The sequence below is a fragment of the Prosthecobacter sp. genome (genome assembly GCF_049294395.1).
Lineage (GTDB): Bacteria > Verrucomicrobiota > Verrucomicrobiia > Verrucomicrobiales > Verrucomicrobiaceae > Prosthecobacter.
Genome location: NZ_JBAQCR010000046.1, coordinates 1 through 24,288, shown reverse-complemented (window position 1 = coordinate 24,288; position 24,288 = coordinate 1). Strand labels below are relative to the sequence as shown.

The 24,288-nt window shown below is 60.9% G+C and carries 21 protein-coding genes; 6 read left to right on the top strand and 15 right to left on the bottom strand.

Translation table 11 applies throughout. The features are described from left to right. On the top strand, positions 1-3,243 hold a 3,243-nt coding region (locus WAW39_RS03115; protein ID WP_422315672.1), incomplete at its 5' end, for a protein kinase domain-containing protein. Continuing rightward, positions 3,240-3,956, top strand: a complete 717-nt coding sequence (locus WAW39_RS03110) for an RNA polymerase sigma factor (protein WP_422315670.1) — start codon at positions 3,240-3,242, stop codon at positions 3,954-3,956. The genes WAW39_RS03115 and WAW39_RS03110, both read left to right, overlap by 4 nt. Before the next feature lie 56 nt (positions 3,957-4,012). Here WAW39_RS03110 and aspS read toward each other — a convergent pair whose 3' ends face one another. Then, a complete protein-coding gene (aspS, locus tag WAW39_RS03105; RefSeq protein ID WP_422315668.1) occupies positions 4,013-5,848 on the bottom strand; it encodes an aspartate--tRNA ligase in 1,836 nt (611 codons plus the stop codon). A gap of 419 nt (positions 5,849-6,267) precedes the next feature. On the opposite strand from aspS, the gene WAW39_RS03100 reads away from it, so the two are divergent. Further along, a complete protein-coding gene (locus WAW39_RS03100; RefSeq protein ID WP_395733244.1) occupies positions 6,268-6,858 on the top strand; it encodes a sigma-70 family RNA polymerase sigma factor in 591 nt (196 codons plus the stop codon). A gap of 104 nt (positions 6,859-6,962) precedes the next feature. Here the strand turns inward: WAW39_RS03100 and dtd are convergent, their stop codons facing one another. The 7 genes from dtd to WAW39_RS03065 all read right to left on the bottom strand — a co-directional run bounded on the left by dtd (position 6,963) and on the right by WAW39_RS03065 (position 10,912). Next, positions 6,963-7,415 carry a D-aminoacyl-tRNA deacylase gene (gene dtd / locus WAW39_RS03095; protein WP_422315664.1) on the bottom strand — a complete coding sequence of 151 codons (453 nt, stop codon included), beginning with the start codon at positions 7,413-7,415 and terminating at the stop codon, positions 6,963-6,965. Positions 7,416-7,420: 5 nt separating this feature from the next. Then, positions 7,421-7,801, bottom strand: a complete 381-nt coding sequence (locus WAW39_RS03090; protein WP_422315662.1) for an HNH endonuclease — start codon at positions 7,799-7,801, stop codon at positions 7,421-7,423. Next, positions 7,798-8,055, bottom strand: a complete 258-nt coding sequence (locus tag WAW39_RS03085; RefSeq protein ID WP_422315660.1) for a hypothetical protein — start codon at positions 8,053-8,055, stop codon at positions 7,798-7,800. The genes WAW39_RS03090 and WAW39_RS03085 overlap by 4 nt, the downstream gene beginning before the upstream one ends. A gap of 55 nt (positions 8,056-8,110) precedes the next feature. Continuing rightward, a complete protein-coding gene (locus tag WAW39_RS03080; protein WP_422315658.1) occupies positions 8,111-9,031 on the bottom strand; it encodes an amidohydrolase family protein in 921 nt (306 codons plus the stop codon). Positions 9,032-9,107: 76 nt separating this feature from the next. After that, positions 9,108-9,446: a type II toxin-antitoxin system RelE/ParE family toxin gene (locus WAW39_RS03075; RefSeq protein ID WP_422315656.1), complete on the bottom strand. Its 339-nt coding sequence runs from the start codon at positions 9,444-9,446 to the stop codon at positions 9,108-9,110. Then, a complete protein-coding gene (locus WAW39_RS03070; protein ID WP_422315654.1) occupies positions 9,416-9,622 on the bottom strand; it encodes a hypothetical protein in 207 nt (68 codons plus the stop codon). The genes WAW39_RS03075 and WAW39_RS03070 overlap by 31 nt, the downstream gene beginning before the upstream one ends. A 57-nt stretch (positions 9,623-9,679) precedes the next feature. Then, positions 9,680-10,912: a thymidine phosphorylase gene (locus tag WAW39_RS03065; RefSeq protein WP_422315652.1), complete on the bottom strand. Its 1,233-nt coding sequence runs from the start codon at positions 10,910-10,912 to the stop codon at positions 9,680-9,682. 77 nt (positions 10,913-10,989) lie between these two features. Here WAW39_RS03065 and WAW39_RS03060 point away from each other — a divergent pair, with 77 nt between their 5' ends. Continuing rightward, a complete protein-coding gene (locus WAW39_RS03060; RefSeq protein ID WP_422315650.1) occupies positions 10,990-13,425 on the top strand; it encodes a PSD1 and planctomycete cytochrome C domain-containing protein in 2,436 nt (811 codons plus the stop codon). Between the two features lie 80 nt (positions 13,426-13,505). Here the strand turns inward: WAW39_RS03060 and WAW39_RS03055 are convergent, their stop codons facing one another. Continuing rightward, a complete protein-coding gene (locus WAW39_RS03055; RefSeq protein WP_422315648.1) occupies positions 13,506-14,165 on the bottom strand; it encodes a hypothetical protein in 660 nt (219 codons plus the stop codon). Positions 14,166-14,235: 70 nt separating this feature from the next. Next, on the bottom strand, positions 14,236-14,379 hold the full coding sequence (locus WAW39_RS03050) for a DUF3309 family protein (RefSeq protein ID WP_422315646.1): 144 nt from the start codon (positions 14,377-14,379) through the stop codon (positions 14,236-14,238). A gap of 228 nt (positions 14,380-14,607) precedes the next feature. Here WAW39_RS03050 and WAW39_RS03045 point away from each other — a divergent pair, with 228 nt between their 5' ends. Both WAW39_RS03045 and WAW39_RS03040 read left to right on the top strand, forming a co-directional pair. After that, complete coding sequence (locus WAW39_RS03045; RefSeq protein WP_422315644.1) at positions 14,608-15,171, top strand: L,D-transpeptidase family protein; 564 nt, start codon at positions 14,608-14,610, stop codon at positions 15,169-15,171. Between the two features lie 37 nt (positions 15,172-15,208). Further along, positions 15,209-15,364, top strand: coding sequence for a hypothetical protein (locus WAW39_RS03040; RefSeq protein WP_422315642.1), 156 nt, complete (start codon positions 15,209-15,211; stop codon positions 15,362-15,364). A gap of 140 nt (positions 15,365-15,504) precedes the next feature. Here the strand turns inward: WAW39_RS03040 and WAW39_RS03035 are convergent, their stop codons facing one another. The 5 genes from WAW39_RS03035 to WAW39_RS03015 all read right to left on the bottom strand — a co-directional run. Next, positions 15,505-16,290, bottom strand: coding sequence for a hypothetical protein (locus WAW39_RS03035; protein ID WP_422315640.1), 786 nt, complete (start codon positions 16,288-16,290; stop codon positions 15,505-15,507). A gap of 50 nt (positions 16,291-16,340) precedes the next feature. Further along, positions 16,341-17,750, bottom strand: coding sequence for a pyruvate kinase (gene pyk, locus WAW39_RS03030; protein ID WP_422315638.1), 1,410 nt, complete (start codon positions 17,748-17,750; stop codon positions 16,341-16,343). A gap of 232 nt (positions 17,751-17,982) precedes the next feature. Further along, complete coding sequence (locus WAW39_RS03025) at positions 17,983-18,783, bottom strand: TatD family hydrolase (RefSeq protein WP_422315636.1); 801 nt, start codon at positions 18,781-18,783, stop codon at positions 17,983-17,985. Between the two features lie 358 nt (positions 18,784-19,141). After that, positions 19,142-20,881, bottom strand: coding sequence for a Do family serine endopeptidase (locus tag WAW39_RS03020; protein WP_422315634.1), 1,740 nt, complete (start codon positions 20,879-20,881; stop codon positions 19,142-19,144). Positions 20,882-21,106: 225 nt separating this feature from the next. Further along, the coding region (locus WAW39_RS03015) for a choice-of-anchor D domain-containing protein (protein ID WP_422315632.1) at positions 21,107-24,288 on the bottom strand (3,182 nt) is incomplete at its 5' end.

Here is a 24,288-nt window from a genome sequence, read left to right as displayed (position 1 = left end):
GGCCATGGCGGCATGAGCGCGGTGTTCCGTGCGCGGCAGCCGAGGCTCGACCGCATGGTGGCGCTCAAGGTGCTGCCCAAATCCCTCGCGGCCACGCCAGGCTTCGCAGAGCGTTTCACGCGTGAGGGGCGCGTGCTCGCACGGCTCAGCCATCCCAACATCGTGACCGTGCATGACTTTGGCGAGAGCGGCGGCTTCTGCTTTCTCATCATGGAATACGTGGATGGCGTGAACCTGCGGCAGGCCATGCGTGCCGGCCGCTTCACCCCGGAGCAGGCGCTGAACATCATCCCTGTGATGTGTGAGGCCCTGCAATACGCCCACAGCCAGGGCGTGCTGCACCGTGACATCAAGCCGGAGAACATCCTGCTCGATACGAAGGGCCGGGTGAAGATCGCCGACTTCGGCATCGCCAAGATCCTCGATGAAAATGGCGATGGCGGCATGATGCTCACGCAGAGCGGAGCCAAGCTCGGTACCGCGCCCTACATGGCGCCGGAGCAGATCGAGAAGCCCGGCAGCGTGGATCACCGTGCGGACATCTACAGCCTCGGCGTGGTCTTCTATGAGATGCTCACTGGCGAACTGCCGCTGGGCCGCTTTGCCGCACCTTCCGAAAAATCCGCCGTGAATGGAAACATGGACGAGGTCGTGTTTCGTGCGCTGGCCAAAGACCGCGCCATGCGCCAGCAAAGCGCGGGCGAGTTCAAAACGCAGATCGAAGGCATCGCCTCCATGCCGCCGCAGGCGCGGCGCTCGCTGGCCATGCGGTTCAGCAGCTTTGAGTACAAGTCCAAGCGCACGCTTCTGGGCAGGCCGCTGCTGCACATCACCTCAGGCATTGATCCCACGACGGGACACAAGCGCATAGCGCGCGGATTCTTTGCCTTCGGAGACCGTGCCGTGGGTGTGGTGGCCTTTGGTGGTTATGCGCGAGGCTTGTTCGCCTGTGGCGGCATGGCAGTTGGTGTTTTTGCTCTCGGTGGCATGAGCATTGGCCTCATCTCCTGGGGTGGGCTCGCCCTTGCATTGCTGCTGGCCTATGGCGGCCTGAGCGTGGGCTTTTTATCTGCAGGCGGCCTGGCTGTGGGCTGGGAGGCTGCGGGAGGTTTGGCAGCTGGTGTGCATGCGTATGGCGGGCAGGTGTTTGCTCTTGTCAGCGGCATCGGCGGTCAGGTTCATGCACCTCATGTGTTCAGGAATCTCACGGAGGCGCCGCCCCTGCTGCTATGGCTGGTGCGGGCTACGAATGAAAGCGGCTTCCTGGCAACGTGGATCTGGCTGCCAATGATGCTTCCATCTGTGCTGATGCCGTGGTGGGCGCGCAGGCAGCTCGAATTTGAAGCGCAGGGCGGTGCCCAACGTACGACCGCATGGCATGAGCGCCCCTCGCGTGTGCTCTGGTTAATTCCAGCTGTTGTCCCCTTGTTTCTGTCTCTCAGCTGGATGACGCGCCACTGGGTGCATGCGAGCCAGACGGGTGTGACCGCGCAAACCTTGGTCGCGTCCGGGATTGAAATCATTGGCAGCATCCTTGCATTGCTCAGCCTGCCGCTCTGGCTGCGTCTGGTGCCGATGAACTCCTTTTACGGCGTGCGCCTGCCCTCCACCTTTGTGTCCGACGAGCGCTGGTATGATGTGAACGCCGTTTTTGGAAAGCATCTCTATGGCTGGTCGCTCACCGTCGTCGCTGCGGGCATCGCGGGTATTTATCAATTGCCGCGCCATCAGGACGCCTACTCATGGGCTGCCATCACGCTCACGTTGGTGGCCGTTGCAGCCTCGGTGGTGTCCACACTGGTGTGGATGCACCGGCATCCGGTGGGCCGTCCTGCCATCAAGCCCCATCGGCTGGTGCGGAATCTCGAGCTTGTCATCCCGGTGGTCGTGCTGATGCTGTTCGTCCGCTCGTTCATCGCCCGGCCCTATTTTATTCCGAGTGGCAATGAACCGGGGGTGGCTAAAAACAGCCGTTGGATCGCCTCGCATCTCGACACCGGTTTTGCCCAGGGAGACCTCATCGCCTATGCACATGAGAACGGGCAGACCTGGCTGGCGCGTGTGGTTGCTGTCGAATCCAAAGGACTGCTACTGAAACGCGGCGGCAATCCAGAGGAATACTTGATGTCGTGGGACAAGATCATCGGGAAGATGCTGTTCCCGTATTATTCGCCTGCCGGGTCCAAGGCGAGTTTGCCCGCATCAGGAGCAGCCCCTGTCTCGGCTCCGGCTGTCGCTCAACTCAACAAGGGATTCCCTCCAGCGGAAACGACTTCTCACGCGCTGCAGCAGGAGCCGCGGCTGCTCTTTTTGCGCATGGTGCCGAATGATCAGCCTTGGGCATTGGATGTGCATGATGCGCAGGGACGCCCTTACGTCGCGACCAAGGATGAGCAGAAGATCATCAGAAACTCAACCACCGGGCAGACCTGCCCAGATGCAGAGACATGCTGGCTCCAGGCGTGGATCCAGCATCCTGATCTTGATGAAGCCTCCCACGTGACCGTGATGGCCATTGATGCCACAGGACGACCGGACAAGAATCAGGGCATCGTTCACTGGAATGACTATACCACGGGAGACAGACCCACAGGAGGTCATGTCCACTCGGTGGTGCTTCGTGCCGGAGAGTGGGGCCACCTGCCACGTACCGTTGAACTGAGTTTCGCGTACAGTGCCGGCCCTTGGGATTCGGTGAAGCGTGTGGATAAAAACCCCGGCACGAACATCTCCACAGACGACTGGATCAAAGGAGGGGTGGGCGAGGACGCAGCCCAGCATTGTTTCGTTACCTGGCTTCGACGTCGAGAAGACCGCCAGGTCCAGTGCGTGGCATATCTCAAGGATGGGTCCAAGTTCATCGGCATGAACACCAGCACCAAAAGTGGCAGAGACATCAGTGAGCGTGCAGTCTTTGACATGCGGTTGGATGAAGTGGATTACTTTGAGCTGCAGGCACGCGACATTCGGAAGGTTGCCTTCAAGGATGTCGTGCTGCCTCCACTGCAGAAGGCGGAAGTCATGGTGGAAGCTCCTGCAAGATCCGGTCTTGTGACCTGGCACAAAGGCCTGACTTTGGGCGTGGTGCTGGATTGGGCTGGCTGGTCGCCCGTCATGGCCGCCAATGGAATGCCGAAGCCCGTGCGTCTGATTCATGACGGCTACAACGAGGACATTCAGGTGAACGAACAAACTCGTGGCATGCAGATCAATCCGGGCGGCAAAATCATCGTTCCCCAATGACCTCCTCCTTCCACGAAACCCGCTGGACGCTCGTCTCCCGTTCGCGCGGCGAGGATGCGCAGGCGAAGGCGGCGCTCAGTGAACTGTGTGAGGCCTACTACGCACCGGTGATGGCTTTTCTCCGGCGTGATGGGCGTGCGGAGGATGTGGCGCGGGATCTGGCGCATGACTTCTTTGCCAAGCTTCTCGCAGGCGGGACCATTGACGGAGCCGATCCTTTGCGTGGGAAATTTCGCAGCTACCTGCTCACGGTCTTGAAACGCTTTGCGGCCAATCAACGCGAGCATGATCGCGCGGCCAAGCGCGGCGGCGGCCAGATCCATGCCGTGATCGATGGTGATTCCGACACGACCGGTGCGGGCCTGCAAATCGCCGACACAAGCATCGAAGCACCGGATGCGGCCTTTGACCGCCAATGGGCGCTGACCTTGCTTGCGCGTGCGCTGGCACGTTTGGAGTCCGAGATGCGGGACGAAGGCAAGTCAGAGCATTTTGACGGACTGAAACCGTGGCTGACAGCGGAAGCCGATGCGACGCCGCAAAGCGAAGTGGCTGCGAAACTCGGCATGAGCATCGAAGCCATCAAAGTGGCCGTGCATCGCCTGCGCAAACGCTTCCGCGATGCGGTGAAAGCGGAGATCTCGCAAACAGTCAGCGATGCGGATACGGTGCGCGAGGAAATGGACTCGCTGATGGTGGCGCTGAGAAAATAAAAATCCCCTGTCCTTGCGGAACAGGGGATCTCGCGTTGCACAGCAACAAAGGAACTTTACGCCACTGGCGCAGCGACGGCAGTCTCCGGCTTCTTCTCCTTCCAGGTGCTTTGGATGTAGATTTCGCGCAGGGTCTTGAAGTCGATGTTCGTCGGGCTGTCGGTCATCAAGTCGCTGCCCTTGTTGTTCTTCGGGAAGGCGATGACTTCGCGGATGCTGTCTTCACCGCTGACGAGCATGGCGATGCGGTCCAGACCCAGGGCGAGGCCGCCGTGAGGAGGGGCACCGAAGCGGAAAGCGTCGAGGAGGTGGCCAAACTTGTGGGCCTGCTCTTCTTCGTTCACACCGAGGACGCTGAACATCTTGGCCTGCAGTTCCTTCTCGTGGATTCGGATGGAGCCGCCGCCGAGTTCGTAGCCGTTGAGGACCACGTCGTAGGCTTCAGCGCGCACCTTGCCGTACTCGCCGGCGTCCATGAGCGGGATGTCCTCCGTCTTCGGGCGGGTGAAGGGATGATGCACGGCCACCCAGCTCTGCGTTTCGGCATCCTGGGCCAGCAATGGGAAATCGACGACCCAGAGGAAGTTCATGGCGGTGCTGTCCTTCGTCAGCGCGGTCATGTTGGCGATCTCGACGCGCACGCGGCCGAGGATGTCGCAGGCTTCCTGCCAGGTGCCGGCGTAGAAAAATACGATGTCGTTTTCCACGACGCCGAGCTTGGCGATGAGGGCCTTCTGCTCGTCTTCGCTGAAGAACTTCCAGAGCGGGCTCTTGTATTCGAGCACGCCGTTGGCATCGCGCTCCACCTTGATGAAGGCAAGTTGCTTCACTTTCATGCCGGCCTGCGTGGCGATCTCGTTGAGACGGATCATCTGGCCGGTGGTGATGCCGGCGAAGCCCTTCGCGTTGATTGCACGCACGACGCCGCCATTTTCAATGGTGCTGCGGAAGATTTTGAAGCCGCTGTTCGCGAACACGTCAGCCATGTCCACGATCTCATTGCCGTAGCGCGTGTCCGGCTTGTCGGAGCCGTAGCGGTCCATGGCTTCCTGGTAGGTCATGCGCGGGAAGGGCGTGGGGATGTCGCGGTCGGTGCCGGCCTTGAACATTTTGACCAGCAGGTCTTCGACAAGGTTCAGAATGTCATCGCGCTCAATGAAGCTGGCCTCGATGTCGATCTGGGTGAATTCAGGCTGGCGGTCGGCGCGCAGGTCTTCATCGCGGAAGCAGCGGGCGATCTGGAAGTAGCGCTCAAGACCAGCCACCATCATGAGCTGCTTGTACTGCTGCGGAGCCTGCGGCAGCGCGTAGAAGCGGCCGGGGTTCAGGCGGGCAGGCACGAGGAAGTCGCGCGCACCTTCGGGCGTCGGGTTGCTCAGGATCGGTGTTTCCACCTCGATGAAGCCGGCGGCGTCGAGGCAGTTGCGTGCCGCGTTGGTGATCTTGTGACGTGTGCGGATGTTCTTGCTCATGCGCTCGCGGCGCAGGTCCAGGTAGCGGTACTTCATCCGCATGTCTTCGTTGGACAGCTCACGGTCGAGCTGGAAGGGCAGCACGTCGGCCTTGTTGAGCACCTTGCACTCGGTGGCCACGATTTCGATGGCACCGGTGCCGAGCTTCGAGTTTTCCGTGCCAGCGAGGCGCGCAGCCACTTTGCCGGTGATCTGCAGCACGTCTTCGTCACGCAGGTGATGGCTCTGGGCGGCGAGCTCAGCGTTCTCTTCCGGGCGGAAAACGACCTGGGTCAGGCCTTCGCGGTCGCGCAGGTCGATGAAGATGACGCCGCCATGGTCGCGGGCCGAATTCACCCAGCCACAGAGTGTGACGGTCTGGCCGATGTGCTCTGAGCGGACGGCGTTGCAGTGAAAGGTACGGTAGGCGTTGGGGATCATGGCTGAAAAAGGGCGCGTAGAGTCGGCGGATTCGGCCTTCGTGCAAGGGGTAAGGCAGGGCCAAAATCCATGCCCGGAAAAGGGCGTTCGTTCCCGATGGGCTTGGGGCGCACGTCACCAGCCGGGGCGAATTCGCCCGGGCATCAGATTTGTACATCCAGATCGGGGCATTTGGCGGATTACCAAGGAGGCGCTCCTAAAGCCCACCTCAGCAGGCTCTTTTTTCAGGTTTAGGTCTACGTGCAGGAATAAAATACCATGTCCATACCTCCAACAAAATGGGTGGCTTTAGCACTGCTTTTGGCTTCAAAGTTAGACAAAGTTGGATACAAAATTAGACAAAACGGAAACAAATCTTTGACGAAAGGGCTTTTGTCGCAATTATTCCATTCCGTCAGGTAACCCCAATCACCATGAACATGACTGAAATTTCCCCAGAGGTTGACCCCAATGTTGTCGAAGACATCCGCCTCCTGAAGCGCATCTCGGAACGCGATTCCGCCAGCTTTCAGACTTTCTACAAGAAGTACAGCGGCCTCATCTTCGCCTCGATCTCCAACGTCTTGAACGACCACCACGACACGGAGGACGTCATGCAGGAGGTCCTCGTGCAGGTCTGGAACAAGGCCCACCTCTACGAACCCCGTAAAGGCAAGCCGCTCACTTGGCTGACGACTTTGGCCCGCAATCGTGCCATCGACCGCATCCGCTCCAAGCAGCGCCGCTCACGCCTGAACGACGACTTCGAGTCCGAAAACAAGAAGGATCAATACGAGTTTGAGCCTTCTGGCCACGAAAACCTCGAGTTCAAGGAGCGCGACACCATCCTTCACAGTGCCGTGTCCCGCCTCACGCAGGATCAGCGCGAAGCCATTGAGCTGACCTACTTCACCGGCCTCACCCAGGCCGAGGTGGCCGAGCGCCTGCACGAGCCTCTTGGCACGATTAAAGCTCGCATTCGTCGCGGTGTGAACCGCCTCGAAACGCTGGTGAAGCCACGACTGGCCTAATTTTTCAACCCCCAAAATCTGGAAAACCAAATGAGAAGGGCGGATTTCGGTCCGCTCTTTTTATGTTTGAAAAAGCAGCCTTGTTTCTGTGCAACGAGGCAACTTCACTCCCTTGCCCGCGAATCGATGCAGATGGTCACCGGCCCGTCGTTGACCAGCGCCACCTTCATGTCGGCTCCGAAGATGCCGCGTGCCACGGGCTTGCCCATCTCGGCCTCCAGTAGCGCCAGAAACTGCTCATAGAGTGGGATCGCGGTCTCAGGACGTGCAGCGCGAATGAAACTGGGGCGATTGCCCTTCTTCGTGCTGGCATGCAGCGTGAACTGGCTCACCACCAGCAGCTCCCCGCCGATGTCCTTCACACTGAGGTTCATCTTGCCCTCCGCATCGCCAAAGATGCGCATCTGCGTGAGCTTCTGCACCAGCCATGTCGCATCCTCGGACGTGTCCTCATGTTCGATGCCCGCGAGAATCATCAAGCCCATGCCGATCTGGCCGGTGATGGTGTCATCGACGGTGACGGAGGCGGAGGAGACGCGTTGGAGGACGAGGCGCATATGTTTTAACCAGCAGCGCGGAGATCTAGCTGATCTGCGGAGTTTATGTTCAAGACCTGAATGGTCGTCCGTCCAACCGCAGTCTTGCCAGTGAGGCGGATTCCCTGCCATGCAAAGTGGTCATTCCAGTTTTGGAGACGAGGATGAAACAGCTCAGTCACAGTGCCTGTCAGAGGATCAATGCCCGTGAGATTAGATCCTTTGTGCAAATTGCAGTCGATGCATGCGAGAGCGAGGTTGTCAGCATCATCGGAACCCCCGTGTTTTCGCGGGCGGATGTGCTCAATATGAAGAGCGGCCAATGGTGAATCGTCCTGATGCAGGCGGCAGTATTCGCAGCGCAAGCCTGCTCGTTGGCGAACGAATGCTCTCGTCGCTTCGGTCACGAGGCTCTCTCAGATTGCATTTTCCGGGCCTGCCGACGGAGTGTGGCTACAAATTTGTTGGCCTGAACATAGCCTTCATATTCATCGCGTTCGTCATCGGTCAATTTATCTTCGGTGGACTTGGTGGCAAGTTCCTCAATGCGGGCGCTCAAGGCTTGATCTGGTTTCACTGCCAGCACAGCCGCCTCCTTGCCAGGGAGCAGGAGGTTGAGCAACGGATGCACGCCGCGATGGAAGGCAGACTGAGTACTCATAAATCTATTCTAAGATGTATCAACGGGGTGGTCAATCCATAGAAGAGGTGCCGTTTTACCTTCGTTCCACCCACCGATATGCCGCCTTCGAATTCTTCCAGAAGTACTTTTCGCAGGCCTCAGCTCCTTTGGCGCGGAAGTACTCGTCCACCACTTTGAAAACGACATCATACGGCGCTCCTTTGTCAGAGACGGGCCAGTCGCTGCCGTAGATGAGGCGGTCGGGGCCGAAGGATTCCCAAAGGTGGTCGAGGATGGGGAGGTAGTAGGCGGTGTCGCTCGGGGCCTTGCCGTAGTCGCACTTTACCTGCTCCACGAGGGCGGAGACTTTCATGAAGACATTCGGCTGCTTGGCCACGGTGCGGACGTTTTCCCTCCATTCGGGACGCAGGGACTGGGGATCGCCGGAGGCTCCGAGGTGATTGATGAGGACAGGCAGATCGGGCACATCGGCAGCGAGCTTGGCGGCGTGAGGTAGATAGGCGGGCGAGCCATTCAAATCGAGCTCCAGTCCGTGCTTGGCCAGCGCTTTGGCCCCGGCGAGCACGGCGTCCTGTTTCGCGGCATCCTGTAGAAACGCGCCGCTCCAGCGCACCCCGCGAAAGATCGGATTCGCAGCCAAACGCTCCAGATGGCCGGCAAACTCCGCGCCCGGATCGAGATGACCCACGAACCCCACGATGCTCTTTTCCTTGGCAGCGAGATCAAGAATCCACTGGTTGTCCTCCACGAGGAGACTGGCTTCGACGACGACGGTTTCCTTGACGCCATGCGGCGCTGCCACCGCGAGCCAGTCGGCAGGCAGCACGGTGCGGTACAAAGGTGTGCCCTTGCCCGGCCACGGCACGCCGCCGGGCCGTGTGGGATCATAGAAATGCGTGTGCGTGTCGATGATGCGCGTCGCAGGCGGAGCGGCCTGGACGGATTCATGTAGCAGGGCGGCGGTGGTGGTCTGAAGAAAGCGGCGGCGGTTCATGGGGAGAGGTACGGGCACACGTAAGCTTCTCAAGCATGGAGATTTTTCGGTGACTTCTTCCGCCAATGTTATGAAATCACGCTCCACCTGCGTCCAAATCCTGCACATGCCGATGGCCGTGCCAGAAGCGCAGGACGTGAACGACGTTCTCGGCTGAGTCGATCCGGTAGATGATCTTGTAGCTGCCTTTGAAGACTAAAATCTCTCGCGTGTCTGGCAGGACAGCCACACGCACAGGGCGACCACTTTGTGCGCGCAGCGGCGATGACAGTTCTGTTTCTGCTGTCTCGATGAGGTTGCGGACGTACTGCTCTCCGCGGTCTGGCTCGCCATGCAGGAACCAGTAGTCGTCGATCTCATGGAGATCGTTGAGCGCCGAATCGCTCAGGCGGACTTGGAACGACGTTGAGCCCATTTGTGTTCCAGCAGCTCCTTGGCCTCCGCCAGGGGGCGTTCACGCCCGTTTCGCACATCATCCTCGGCCACGGCGATGTCGCGCAGCAGCCGGGCATCGTCATGCAACTCGCGCCAGGCAGGCGAATCCTCCGGCAGTTCGGCCAGCCAGGACAAGGTTTGCTCTTTGGTGCTCATGTTCCCAAAATTAACATCGGCCCTCCCTCCCGCAACTGGAGACTGGGCAGACAAAGGTCAGATGATGTCGATGTAATCCGGTAAAAAGTCGAGCGTGCGGAAAAGCGCACCTTTCGTGCGGGCATGCACGCGCAGCAGCACATCGCCAGCCTGCACCTGGGTGCCGGTCTTGGCGATTTGATCGCACCCGACGGCGAAGTCGATGGCGTCGGCGGCTTTGGAGCGGCCTGCGCCGAGTTCGAGGACGGCCTGGCCGATGCCACCGGCATCCATGCGCATCAGCGTGCCGCTGGCGGTGGCCTTGAGTTCGCCGATGAACGGCGCGCGATGCACGGTGCTCATCTTCTCCAGTGCTTCCACGTTGCCGCCCTGGGCAGCGACCATTTGTTGAAACTTTCGCCATGCATCACCGCTGTGCAGCAGGGCGGCGAGATCGGAGCGGGAGGAAATGGAAACGGCGGAGGCGAGGTCGAGCACGATGTCCTCCAGATCCTGCGGGCCGTGGCCTTTGAGGCAGCGCACGCATTCGGCGACTTCCAGCGCATTGCCGGCGGATTCGCCCGTGGGCTCGTTCATCTCGCTCAGGCGCACGCTGGAGCGCACGCCCATGGCCTGGCCGACAGTGACGAGGCTGTGGGCGAGTCGATGGGCCTCCTCCTGCGTTTTCATGAAAGCTCCGCTGCCCCACTTCACATCCAGCACGAGGCGGTTCAGCCCTTCGGCGAGTTTTTTGCTCATGATGCTCGCGGTGATGAGCGGCACGCTTGGCACGGTGCCGGTGACATCGCGCAGGGCGTAGAGCTTTTTGTCCGCAGGGCAGATGCCGGCGGTCTGGCCGACCATCACGCAGCCGATGCGGTCGATGACGTTGTGAATCTCCACCTCATTGAGCTGGGTGCGGAAGCCGGGGATGCTTTCGAGCTTGTCCAAGGTGCCGCCCGTGATGCCGAGGCCGCGCCCGGAGATCATCGGCACCCACACGTTGTCGCAGGCGAGGAGGGGAGCAAGAATGAGCGAGGTTTTGTCGCCAATGCCGCCGGTGCTGTGTTTGTCCACGCGCATGGGGTCGTGGTCGTTCCACAGCAGCATGCTGCCGCTGTGCAGCATGGCCTCGGTGAGCGCGGCGGTTTCCTCCGTCGTCATGTCGCGGAAAAAGATCGCCATCGCCAGTGCGCTCATTTGGTACTCCGGCATGTCCCCGCGAGTGAAGGCGCTGATGACGTAATGGATCTCCTCCGAGGTGAGGACTCCGCCGTCGCGCTTGTGCTCGATGAGGGTTGGGATGTGCATTGGCCGCATGCTAGGATCTGCCATGCGTGTTTGGCAATACTGAACCTGCAGACATCGTATGCTCATTCCGTCCAACCATGCGTGTCCTTTGCGTTCTCCTCAGCTTCAGCTCCGCTCTCTCTGCGGCGGCGATTGATTTCTCGCGCGACATCCAGCCGATCCTTTCGGACAAATGCTACTTCTGCCACGGGCCGGATGCGAAGGAGCGCAAAGGCGATCTGCGACTGGATGTGGAGGAAGAGGCGAAGGCGGTGAAGGATGGCGTGGCGGCCATTCGTCCGGGCAAGAGCCATGAGAGCTCCTTGATCGAACGCATCTTCAGCAGTGATCCGGATGAAGTGATGCCAACGCCGAAGAGCAACCGCACGCTGACGGATGCGCAGAAGCAATTGCTCAAGCAGTGGATCGACGAAGGGGCGAAATGGGGAACGCACTGGGCCTTCAAGCAGATCGAACGCCCCAAAGTGCCGAACGTGGGTGCCAAGCATCCCATCGATGCCTTTGTGCGCGCGAAGCTGGCGGAGAAGGGGATGAAGCCTTCTCCGCGTGCTGATGCGGCGACTTTGCTGCGCCGTGTATCGCTGGATCTCACTGGGTTGCCACCGACTGCGGACGAATTGAAGGAAGACTTTGCGAAGACCGTGGAGCGCCTGATGAATTCACCGCGCTTCGGGGAACGCTGGGCCTGGGACTGGCTGGATGCCGCGCGCTATGCGGACACGAACGGCTACCAGGGCGATCCTGAGCGCACCATGTGGCCATGGCGTGACTGGGTGGTGAAGGCGATCAATGAAAACATGCCCTATGACAGGTTCACTATCTGGCAACTTGGTGGCGATCTGCTTCCCAATGCGACGCCTGAGCAAAAACTGGCCACAGGTTTCAACCGCAACCACATGATCAACGGCGAGGGTGGACGCATCGCGGAAGAGACGCGGGTGGAGAATGTCATGGATCGCGTGGAGACCACCAGCACCGTGTGGCTGGGGCTGACGATGGGCTGCTCGAAGTGCCACGATCATAAATTCGATCCGCTGACGATGCGTGATTACTACGGGCTCTACGATGTCTTCAACCAGACGAGCGAGGACGGCATCGGCCGCAGCGGTCAGGCGGCTCCCGCGATGGACATGTCCACGCCTGCCGAACTCGAACGGGTGAAAACGACCACGGAAAAAGTGAAGCAAGTCGCCGCGGAGGTGGAGGCGTTTGAGCTGACCAAATGGCCGCGTTCCGCAGGCAAACCGCTGACGGAATCCGATGCGATCAAGCTGCCGGGCAACCTGCCGAGCTACATCGCCAAGACGGAGCCGAAGAACCGGGGCGTGGATCCGCTGCTGGAGGCGGTGAACTATTTTAAAGAGAAGGACGCTGCATATACCAAGCTGCTGCAGAAGCTCCTCACCGCTGTGCGTGCGCGCGTTTCAGCCACCAACGCCGTCACCAAGGTGATGGTCATGGACACCACTCCCAAGGTGCGTGAGACTTTTGTACTGGATAAGGGCGCGTATGACAAACCCAGCACCACGAAGGTGGGCTTCAATGTTCCCGCGAGTCTCCCCGCAATGAAACCGGACGCACCGCGCAACCGCCTGGGCCTCGCGCAATGGATCGTGAACCGTGATAATCCGCTCACGGCGCGTGTGACGGTGAACCGCTTCTGGCAGGCCTTCTTTGGTGTGGGGCTGGTGAAGACGGCGGAGGATTTCGGTTTGCAGGGCGAGGAGCCACCGCAGCGCGAACTGCTCGACTGGCTGGCCTCCGAGTTCATCGACAGCGGCTGGGATGTGAAGGCGCTGATGAGGCTGATCGTGACGAGCGAGACCTACCAGCAGTCATCGAAAATCAAAGACGCGCAGGTCGATCCGGAGAACCGCTATCTGGCGCGTGGGCCGCGCTTTCGCCTGCCTTCGTGGATGCTGCGGGATCAGGCCTTGTTTGTGGCGGGTCTGCTGCAGGACAAGCTCGGCGGCCCGGCGGTCAAGCCCTACCAGCCCGAGGGCATCTGGGAGGAGGCGACCTTTGGCAAGAAGAGCTACGTGCAGGATCACGGTGATGCGCTCTACCGCCGCACGCTGTACATTTTCTGGCGGCGCATCGTAGGGCCCACCATGCTGTTCGACAACTCCGCGCGGCAGACCTGCGTGATCAAAGCCACCCGCACGAACACGCCGCTGCAGGCGCTGGTCACTTTGAACGACGTGACCTACGTGGAAGCCGCCCGCGTGCTGGCGCAGCGCGTCTTGCTGGCAAATCGAGGAAATGAAGATGCAGCGCTCGCGCAGGCGTTTCGTCTCGTCACCTGCCGTGAGCCTGCCAAAGCGGAAGCGGCGCTGCTGAAGGTGCAGCTTGGCAAATTGCGGGCGCAGCAGTCAGATCGTGCGGCAGCGCTGAAACTCCTCACCGTCGGTGAGTCGAAGCGTGATGAATCCATCGATGCCCTCGAGCACGCCGCGTGGACGAGCCTGTGCCTCATGCTGCTGAACTTGGACGAGGCGGTGACGAAGGAGTGAAAAGCAGCCTTGTTGCTGTGCAAAAAGGGGTGGAGAAGCCGCGAAGCCTCTCCACCCGGAGTCTGATTCAAACCCGCTGTTTAGCGGCGGTCTGAAGACTTGTTCCAGCCTTCACGATGTTCCGAGCGACCACCGGACGAATGGCTGCCTGAGGAATGATTGCCGGACGAATGGTTGCCCGATGAGTGGCCGCCCGAAGGGTGGTTGTTCGAGGGGAAGCTGCTCGTCGGGTGGTAGTTCGAAGGGTGATTGTTCGAGGGGAAGCTGCCCGATGGCCGGTAGCCCGAAGGGCGCACGGTGGACGGATAGCTGTTGGACGGGCGGAAGCTGGAGGGGTAGCCGCTCGAAGGACGGTAGCTGGAAGGGTAGTTGCTCGAAGGACGGTTGCTGGAGGGGTAGTTGCTCGAAGGACGGTAGCTCGATGGATGGACGCCAGGATGCGAGTGGTTCTGGTGCTGGCCGCCGTAGTAGTACTGCCCGTTGTGGTAGTAGCGGTTCGAGTACTGCCTGCCCTGATAGCTGTATCTGCCGGTTTGATACTGGCCGCCGGAAAAGTAGCGGCCCTGGTAGTAGTAGGCGCTGCCGGAGTAATTCCGCGGCAGGGTGGAGTAGGTGTTGAAGCCACCACCATAGCCGCCACCGTTGGAATAGCCCCCTCCGCCCATCATCGGATCCACACAGGACGCGAGGTTCAAGGTGGCGATGGCGGGAATGAGGAGAAGAAAAGGACGGAGTTTCATGAGGTTTGGGTAACGGACGGGTTGGGATGTGTTGAGCGGACGATCGGCCGCGAAGAGGGTGGACTGGAGTTTAAATCCGCCCGGTGAGGAGCAGTACGATGAGGATGATGACAAGCAGGCTTGCACCACCGCCGACATAATGATTGCCGGAACGGAAACCGTAGCCACCGCCACCGATAAGCAACAGAATGAGCAAGATGAGGAGAAGATTCATGGATGGGTGGGGTGTGAGGGTTTGAGATGTATCGGAGGCTGGTGCCAAAGCGGACGTCGTATTAAAAAATGTCTCATGCGGCAGCCTGGGCGAGATCCCATGCAGGAAGTCGCATGCCGAGAAGGCTGATTGGAGAATTCATCCGATTAGATGACAGAGGCTGATGCCGAGATCCATGGGGTGAACACCTCATCGCGTCAGCCACACCTGCTCTTCATGTTATCTGCAATGCCCTCCACCCTATCCCATGGCTGTTCCAGCCTTCTCGCTGCTGCTCTCCTCTGCCTGCTCCCCGGCTGTGTTGAGCCCATGCCCCCGTCTCCGCCTGTTGCCGTCGAAGAGTCTTTTTGGAACGGCGACTACATGAGCGGCAAACCTTCCATCCGCATCAGCCTTTCCCAGCAGCGCGCCTTTTTCTACAAAGACGGCCAGCTTGCCGGCATGTCGCGCATTTCATCAGGGCGTGAAGGGCTCGATACGGTGACGGGGAAATTTAAAATCATCGAAAAAGACATCGATCATGTGTCCTCCTTGTTTGGCGATTACGTGGATGCCAATGGAAACGTGATCCAGAAGGACGTGGACACCAGCAAGGACCCCAAGCCCAAGGGCGCGATCTATGACGGAGCCAAGATGCCGTATTTCATGCGCATCGTCGGCGGCACCGGCATGCATGAGGGCTACCTGCCGGGTTACGCCGCCTCGCATGGCTGCATCCGCATGCCCGGCTTCATGGCCGCCGCCTTCTTCCACGCTGTGGAGCTGGGCACGCCGGTAAGCATTGAGCCCTGAACTGATTTTTGGACTTCAACTCAAACCGGACAAACCTATGAACATCACCAAAAATCGCGGCCTGCTCGCGCTGGCCATCTACCTCATCATCGTCGGCTTTATTGGCGCATTTAACGTCAGCCTCGGCGCGCTCAGCATCCTGGTGCCCATTCTGGCCATCGTGGCAGGTGTGCTGCTGATCATGGAGAAGTGATCTGGGCGAGGAGGGCTCCAGCCAAGGCGCGGGGGTCTCTGACCCCCGGTATGGGTTTGGCTGCCGTGTGCGTTGCAAAGCGGTGGGAATGAAACGGGGGCGGAGACCCCGTCACCTTGGGCTGCGATGGCCTTGCCGCCTTAGAAACTGATGTACTCCAGCGGCACATCAGTCTTGGCCTTGAGCTTGAACTCCCGGTCCACCATGCAGGGGGCTTCGGGCAGGGAGAGGATTTCTTTGGTGAACTTCGCGCTGGTGTCAGGGCTGGCCTCCACGTGGAGGATGCTGCCTGCGGCATCCCGAATGATAAGCACGTAGCCGTAGCTTTTCACCCCGGCATCCGGCGAGTCGCCGCCTACAAAATAGGTGAGGCGCACGGGCTGCGTGGTGTGCACCATCTTGGACTGGGGGCGGATGGAGATGTCAAACTCCTCCTTTTGCAGCACGATGAGGTCGCCGTTGCGGTCGGAGGTGTTTTTGCCCAGGATGAGGGCCAGTCCGCGGGCATTCTGCAGATCGCGGCCTACCTCCTGGTTGCTGAGGTTGAAGTTGTAAGTGTGCTCAAAGGTGCGCTGGTAGGGGTCTCCGCCGCTGCGGTTGCTCTTGGCCGGCTGGGTCTGGCAGACCAGGCGGTATTTCTGCACAGGGGCCGAGGGGATCGCTGCTGTGGGTGCAGGAGCCGTGGCCAGGTCCGGGTGCTGCGCCGCCCAGGTGGCGATGTAGGCGCTGTCCTCCTTGCAGAGGGTCTTGCGGTTGATGGTGAGGGTCTGCTGATCGCTGCTGCGCTTCAGGGTCACATTGTCACCTGAAACGGCAGTGATCTCCGCCTCCATCAGCGAGCCCGCGAGACTGACGAACACACGGGTCTCCGCCAGCGCCAGGGGGGCGATGAGAAAGGACAGAACGAGCAGGCGGACGGATCGCATGGGCAGGTATACGGCTGACACTGCCCTATTCTGCCGGATGCCGCACGCTTTCAAGCCTCGCGCAGCAGAATCGCATCCACATTGATGCCGTCGTAGAGCGCATCGCTGAGAATGACGAGGGGATCGCCGTGCTTGATGAGCTTTTCCAGGCGCAGCAGCTCCAGGGCATTGCGGATGGCGGCCTCAGGATCGCCCTCGGTGAACTGCAGCACGAAGGGGTTCACGCCACGGGCGGTGACCAGCGTGCGGCTGACGTGCAGATTGGGCGTGAAGGCAAAGATGGGGGCAAACTCCGGGCGCTGATGGGCAAGCAAGTGCGCCATGACGCCACGGATGGTGAAGACGAGCAGCTTGCTGCCGGGGATGCTGTTGGCCAGCAGGATGGCGGCCTTCACGGTCTTGTGCTTGTTCGTCTTGAGCGGGGCATCACTGGCGAAGCGGCCGGAGGGGTACTTCTGCTCGATGCGGCTGATCACGGTGTCCAGCACCTCCACGCATTTCTCCGGGTAGCGGCCCACGCTGGTTTCGCCGCTGAGCATCACGCAGTCCACCTGCTCGATGACGGCGTTGAAGATGTCGGTGACTTCCGCGCGCGTCGGCACGGGGTTTTCGATCATGCTTTCGAGCATCTGCGTGGCCACGATGACCTTGCGGCCATGGTAGGAGCAGCGCTCCACGATCTGGCGCTGGATGAGCGGCAGGTCCTCGATGGGGCACTCGCTGCCGAGATCCCCACGGGCGATCATGATGCCGCCGGAGGCCTCCACGAGGGCGTCGATGTTGTCGATGGCCTGCTGGTTCTCGATTTTGGCGATGACGCGCGCCTTGCTCTGTTTCTGCTCAAGGAGGAGCTGCAGGTGCTGCAGATGGCCGGGCTCACGGGCGAAGCTGAGGGCGAAGAAGTCCACGCCCAGCTCCACGCCGAGATCGAGATCCGCGTAGTCCTTTTGGGTGAGCGGGGGCAGGCGCACGGGCACGCCGGGGAGATTGATGTGGCGGCGGGATTTCATCTCGCCCTTGGTCATGACGGTGCCGATGACACGGAGGGTGGAGACCTCGGTGGCCTTCACTTGAATCATGCCGCCGTCCACCATGATGGTGTCGCCGACTTTGAGGTCCTTGCCCAGCTCCGGGTAGTTCACGCTGACGGAGTAGGGCGTGCTCGGGGGAACTTCGGCCTTGCAGCGAAACTCTACGGTGTCTCCCACCAAAAGCTGCCAGGGCTGCTCCACATCGCCCGTGCGGATGCTGGGGCCGGTAAGGTCCATCAGGACGGCGATTTCGCGCTTGGAGGCGGCGGCGGCCTCGCGGACGCGGGCGTAAACGGTGCGCACCCAGTCATGGGAGGCGTGGCTCATGTTCAGACGGATGACGTCGGCACCTTTGGCGATGAGATTGGCAAGGACTTCAGGACTCTCCGTGGCAGGTCCGAGAGTGCAGAGGATTTTGGTTTTGCGCATGGATGGCATAATGAAAGCAGGGGACGGGCCAGCGTTGGCCCTGATGTGCCCGAAAGCAAGGCGCACCTCGCAACGGGGCTGGAACTTGCGGGCTGCGGGGAAGAAACTTCAACAATCAACAATCGATTGTTCATCAATCGTCAATCGCGCATGTCCACGGAGCTCTGAAGCCGGAGGATTGACGATTGTCGAGCCATCGATTTTTGATTTTAGAGGTAATGAGCCTGTGCGCTCAAGATGCAGCACCGAAAAGTGTCCGGTAATTTTCCGCGATGGCTTTCTCCAGCTCCGCCACTTCCATCCCGCGCACCTGCGCGAGGAGCTCGTAGCTCACGCGCAGATTCGCGGGATGATTCAAGGTTTTGCCATCGGCGGATTGCAGCGGGTGCGGGTTCAGCTCATCCGGCGGCCACATATCCGGGGCGTCGGTTTCGGTGAGGAGGCGGTCCAGCGGGACGGACTTGAAAACGGCGAGCTGCGCGGCTTTGCGTGGATGGCCGAAGTAGGGGCTGAGGGAGAAGTAGGCACCGAGCTTGACGAAGCCGGGGATCATCTCGGCGGGGCCGCCGTAGGAGTGGAGGAGGAAGCCGCGCCTTGGCAGCGGGGTGCTGCGCAGCGTTTCCTCCAGCAGGCCGAAGGCGCGCAGGCAGTGGATCGTGGCGGGGCGGTCGAGCTCCACGGCGAGGGCGAGCTGTGTGCGCAAGCAATCGAGCTGGGCGTCGATGTCCGGGTTTTCAATCCAGCGATCAAGGCCGATCTCGCCGACGACGGCGTGGGAATGCTCTACCAGAAGCTGCTTGAGTGTGGTGGCCCAGTCCTGGGTGCGTTCTTTGACATACCAAGGGTGCAGGCCAAAGGCGGGGCGGATCCACGAGTGGGCGCGGGCCAGGTCTGCCACGGCGGGCCAGTCTTCCTCGCAGGAGCCGTTCACGATCATCTCCGCCAGCCCGGTCTGCGGCAGCGTGACGAGGATATCCTCACGCCACGGGTCGAGGCGCTCGTCCTGGAGATGATTGTGGGCGTCGTAGAGCATGGGGGCAAAGTAGTCCCGTTCCTGCGGGCGGGAAAGCTTGGTTGCATCGCAACGGATCGTAAGCCCGTAGGGCTGGCGCTACGCGCTTCCGAGACAGCCGTTCATTACTCGGGACAAAGAAGTTTCACTTCCTCCATGGCCCTGCTGTTTGAAAGTCTGTGGCACGTTCGAATCTGCCGCAGAGGGGCAAAGAGGCAGAGGGAGCAGAGAATGAATTTCAAACTCTGCCACCTCTGCTCCTTTGCCTCTCTGCGGCAAGACGAACGTCTCCTGACTGGCTGCACATGGCGGACTTTCTGAGCACAAAAAAGCCCGCGCATGCTGTGCTGCACACGCGGGCCGTTGAATCATTCGAGGCTCAGTTGTTGCCGATCATGAGGAGCATGGTGTCGCCTTTGCGCCAGACGCGGAGGAGGACGGTTTTGTCGCTGCCTTTGGCCAGGGTGCGGGCTTCGGCGGCGTTGGTCACGGGCTTGCGGTTCACGTGGGAGATGACGTCGCTTTCTTCCACGCCCATGGCGGCGGCGCGGCTGTCTGCATCCACTTTGGTGACGATGACGCCGGTCACGGTGTCAGGGATGTCGTGGCGCTCACGCAGGGCTTGGGTGAGGGTCTGGACGGTGACGCCGGAGACGAGTTCGCTGATGTTGTCCTTGGCCTGGCCGCCGGGGGCGCCGGGGCGCGGGATGCCGCGCTGTCCGCTGCTGAGCTCCGAGAGGGCCTCCTCGGGCAGGGCTTCCAGAGTGGCGTTCAGGGTGAGGCGTTTGCCACCGCGCATGACGTCGATGGGGATCTGGCTGCCGGGCTTGGTGCCGCTGACGATGAGGCGCAGACGGCTGCTGCTGTCCACGCGCTGATTGTTGATGGCGACGATGATGTCCTCCAGCTGGACGCCGGCCTTTTCGGCGGGTGACCCTGCGCCGACCATCATGACGACTGCGCCGCCCTGCTCTTTAAAGCCGAGGCGTTCGGCGAGAGCGCCATCGAGATCGGTGATCTGCACGCCGAGGAAGCCGCGCTGCACGGCGCCGTCGTCCAGCAGGTCTTCCACGATGTGGAGGGCCATGTTGATGGGGATGGCAAAGCCGATGCCGGCGTTCATGCCGGTGCGGGAGAGGATGGCGGTGCTGATGCCGACGACGCGGCCCATGGCATCCACCAGCGGGCCGCCGGAGTTGCCGGGATTGATGGAGGCATCGGTCTGGATGAAGTCTTCGTAGCCCTGGACGCGGCCGCCGCGGCCGTTGCCCTTGCCCACGATGCCTTCATTGCTGCGGCCCAGTGCGCTGACGATGCCCTGCGTGACGGAGCGGCTGAGCTCCATGGGCGCACCAGCGGCGAGGACGATGTCGCCCACGCGGAGCTTGGAGCTGTCTCCCAGAGTGGCGGGGGTGAGGTCGGTGGCGTCGATCTTGATGAGGGCGACGTCCGTAAGCGGGTCCGTGCCGATGACGGTGGCGCGGTAGGTTTTGGAGGAGCCGTTCACATCCACATCCACGTCGATCTTTTTGGCATCTGCCACGACGTGGTTGTTGGTGATGATATAGCCGTCCGGGGTGATGATCATGCCGGAGCCGACTCCCTGGGACTGATGAGCGTCATCGTCCGGGGCTGGCTGCTGCGGGCGCTGGGGCTGCTGCGGCTGGCCACGGCGGCGCGGCGCGGGCTCGTCGTCTTCATTCATGCCGCCGCCAAAGGGATCCTGGCCGCCGGGGGCGCCGAAGAAGCGGTAGAAGAAGGGGCGGAGCTGCGGCGGGATTTGGTCCACTTCCGGAGCCTTGATGGGCGTGGAGGAGTGGATGGTGACGACGCTGGGCAGGATCTTTTCCACCACGGTGGCGTAGCTCATCTGCAGCTGGCCGTTGTTCGGCAGCACGCTGGGATCACGCAGGATCTTCGCGGCGAAATCCGCCGTCAGAGGCTCCTTCGAATCCGCAGGGGGCATCAGCGTTGGCGGTGCCACAGGCTTTGTCGATGCGGGAGGCGGCAATGCGCCCGGCGGCAGTGCTCCGGGCTGCTGGGCGTGGACGCCGGGCAGTCCTGACGCCAGCATGCCGGCGCAGGTGAACGCAATGCAGAGACGAGGTTGGGTCTTCATGGAGTGGTTTTTGGGGTGGGATTTTTCAGCGGTTCTTTGAGGAGCGAATGATTCTCAGACGTAGTGACGCAGGGAATGTTGAACATATTTGGGCGAAAGAAAGGGACTCTTTCATCCTCTGCAACCCCACCTACAGAGAACGGTCCCAGCAGGTTTTTGGGCGGGTCTTTCACGGATTCGAGCTAAAAAGCTGCGGTAATCTCCCAGCCTGCCCCTGCGCCCCTCTCACGGTGGGGCAGTCACCGACAGGCGCATAAACATCGTGGTCGCTGCATTCACAGGAATCACAGCTTTGACCTGCTGCGTGGTGCCATCGTCGCTCAGCACCGTTTGCGTCACCCCGCTGCGGCTCCATGTAGCGGTCAGCGTGCCGCTCCATTCCACCGCAAAGGTGGTGCCGGCATTCACGGCAGCCGTGCTGCGGGAATAGGTGTACTCAAAATTTGCGCCGCTGAGGGCTGTGGCCAGGGGCAGCTTGCTGGTCACCGTGGGGCTGAGGTTCAGCGCGTACTCGATCAGGTTGGGAATGCTGTCCCCATCGTAGTCTGCGGCATCCGCCGTGCTGCCGCTGTTGGCCAGGGTGCCGAAGTTCGTCTGCCGCCAGTTTTGCAGCGGGCTCAGGGGTGGAGTGGTGAAGGTCAGATCGGCACCGTTCGCGGAGCCGGAGCCATTGCTGCCATTGACGCGGAAATGGTAGGTCGTGTTCGGGGCGAGACCGGTCAGCGTGGTGCTGACGGCTGTGTCGTCGGCCCCGGTGATCGAAGCCGGCGCGCCAGCCACATTCGTGCCGTAGGTGTCGTCCAAACCGTAGTCGAATGACACGGTGGCGGCAGCGCCGTTGGCGTTCACCGTGCCGTTTAGTGACGCCGATGTGGCAGTTATTGAAGTGGAGGCAAGCGTGGCTGCATTGGGAGCTGGCGAGGCTACCAGACCCAGGCTGTGGCCAGAATTCGAACCTGAGACCAACTGCATGAAGCGCTCTCCCATTGCAAGTGAACTGGTGCTCACTGCCACAGGAGTGCTGCTGTTACTAGAGGTGGTGCCATTTCCAAGCTGATAATAGGTATTGTCACCCCAGGCTGCGACCATGCCATCCGAGCAAAGTGCCAAACTGTGAGTGCCTCCCGCCATCAATCCGACCAACGTTTTGCCAGCCAGCACGCCGCTGGTTATCACGCCGACTGGGAGCTTGGTGTCGTTAGTACTGTTGTTGCCGAGCTGGCCGTTGATATTGGAACCCCACGAGGCCACCGTGCCGTCTGAACATAGCGCCAGAGAGCAGTAGCTTCCAGCAGCCACCCCGATGACGGTTTTGCCAGCCAGTACCGTGCCCGCAGTGATCACCGTTACGGGGATGTTGCTTTGCGTGAAGCTATTGTTGCCGAGCTGTCCAAAACTATTGTATCCCCAGGTCACGAGGGTGCCGTCAGAGCAGAGCGCGATGTTGTGAGTTGCACCTGCTGCAAAAGAAACCACGGATTTGCCAGCCAGAGGGGTGCCAGCGGTCGTTACCGCCACCGGGACAAGGCTGCTGGTGGTCGAGTTGTTGCCCAGCTGACCGTAGTAGTTGTTGCCCCACGTAGCAAGAGTGCCATCGGCGCAGAGCGCCAGGTTGTGAGAAGCACCCGTGCGGATGGCCACCACGGCCCTGCCTGCCAAAGGCGTGCCGATGGTTGTGACAGCCACCGGAACAAGGCTGTTGGTGGTTGAGTTGTTGCCTAACTGACCGGAGGAGTTACTGCCCCACGCGGTGAGGGTGCCATCGGCGCATAAAACGAGGTTATGTTGCCAGCCCGCAGAAACTGCCACGGCCACCTTCCCCGCCAGTGGCGTGCCTGCCGTTGTCACCGCTACCGGTACGCTGCTGCCGGTGTTGGTGTTGGTGCCCAGCTCGCCGGCAGCATTGTCCCCCCAGGCGGCCAGGGTGCCATCCGAACACAGCGCGAGGCTGTGTTGATAACCCGCTGAGAGCGCCAGCAGCGTGCGGCCTGCCAGCGGCGTGCCTGCCGTCGTCAGGGCCACCGGCACACTGCTGTTCGTTTTGTTGTTGTTTCCAAGCTGACCGTTGTTGTTGTTGCCCCAGGCCATGGGGCGGCTGCCAGCCCACACGAGCACGAGGTCATTGCCCGTGCCGCCGTAGTAGCTGGCTACAAACGAGTAGGTGATGCCATTGTATTTCAGGCTTACAGCCTGGCCCTGTGAAAGATTGCCGAACGTGCCGCTGATGAAGGCTAAGCCGGTGTTTTTTACCACCATCAGAGTGGTGCCCGGCACGGGTGTATAGCCGAGGGTGAAATTCACCGTGCTGCCGCTGGCGTTGAATGAGCTGGTGGTGACAGGCACGTCCGCATCCGAGCTATAGGTGGCTGACACAGCAGCCCTGCCCGAGCCGGTAAGGCTGAGGTTGAACGGGCTGCCAAGCGGATCATTGGTCGTCACATGCAGCGCAGCAGTGCGGCCAAACGCAGCGCCGGGCGCGAATGTCAGCACCAGCGTAGTGGTGCCGCCCGCAGCCACGGTGCCTGCGGGTGCCGTCGTGATGGCAAAATCTGCCGCGTTCACGCCGTCAATCGTGACACCTGAGATGAGGAGGTCTGCCGAGCCGGAATTTCCCAGGGTCAAAGTCTGCGTCACTCCCGCACTCACAACACTGCTGCCACAGTCCACCGAACTGCTATTACTGATCAGGTCGGCGCCAGCGCTCTGCTGAACATAAATTGCGGGTGCAGGAGCCGGTTTCGCGATGATGGAGAGACAGTGGTGCGCCACTGACATACTGCTGGCCTGAACAAACTGCTCGCCGGTCGTGAGCGCAGTCCTATCGACCAACGCCGGCGCGTAGCTTGAGGAGCTAGTGGTGCCCAGTTCACCATTCGGGCCATAACCCCAGGCAACGAGCGTGCCATCTGCACAAAGCGCCAGATTGTGGTAATAACCGGCTGATATCGCGATGACCGTCCTGCCAGACAATGTCCCGCTGGTGGTGACAGCCACGGGCACGGTGCTTTGCGTCGTGCCGTTGTTGCCCAATTGTCCGAAGATACCGTAACCCCAGGCGGCCACCGTGCCGTCTGAACACAACGCCAGACAGTGGCCATAACCGGCTGAAACCGTGATGACGGCTTTCCCTGCCAGCGGCGTTCCAGATGTAACGACAGCCACCGGCACGGAGCTGTTCGTCGTGCTGTTGTTTCCCAACTGACCGTTGAAATTGTAGCCCCACGTGGCCACGGTGCCGTCTGAGCATGCCACCACGTTGTGGTAATTACCGGATGCTATGGCGACGACGCTCTTACCAGACAATATCCCGCTGGTAATGACAGCCACAGGCACGGTGCTTTGCGTCGTGCTGTTGTTGCCCAGCTGGCCATTGGTGTTCAGCCCCCAAGAGGCCACCGTGCCGTCTG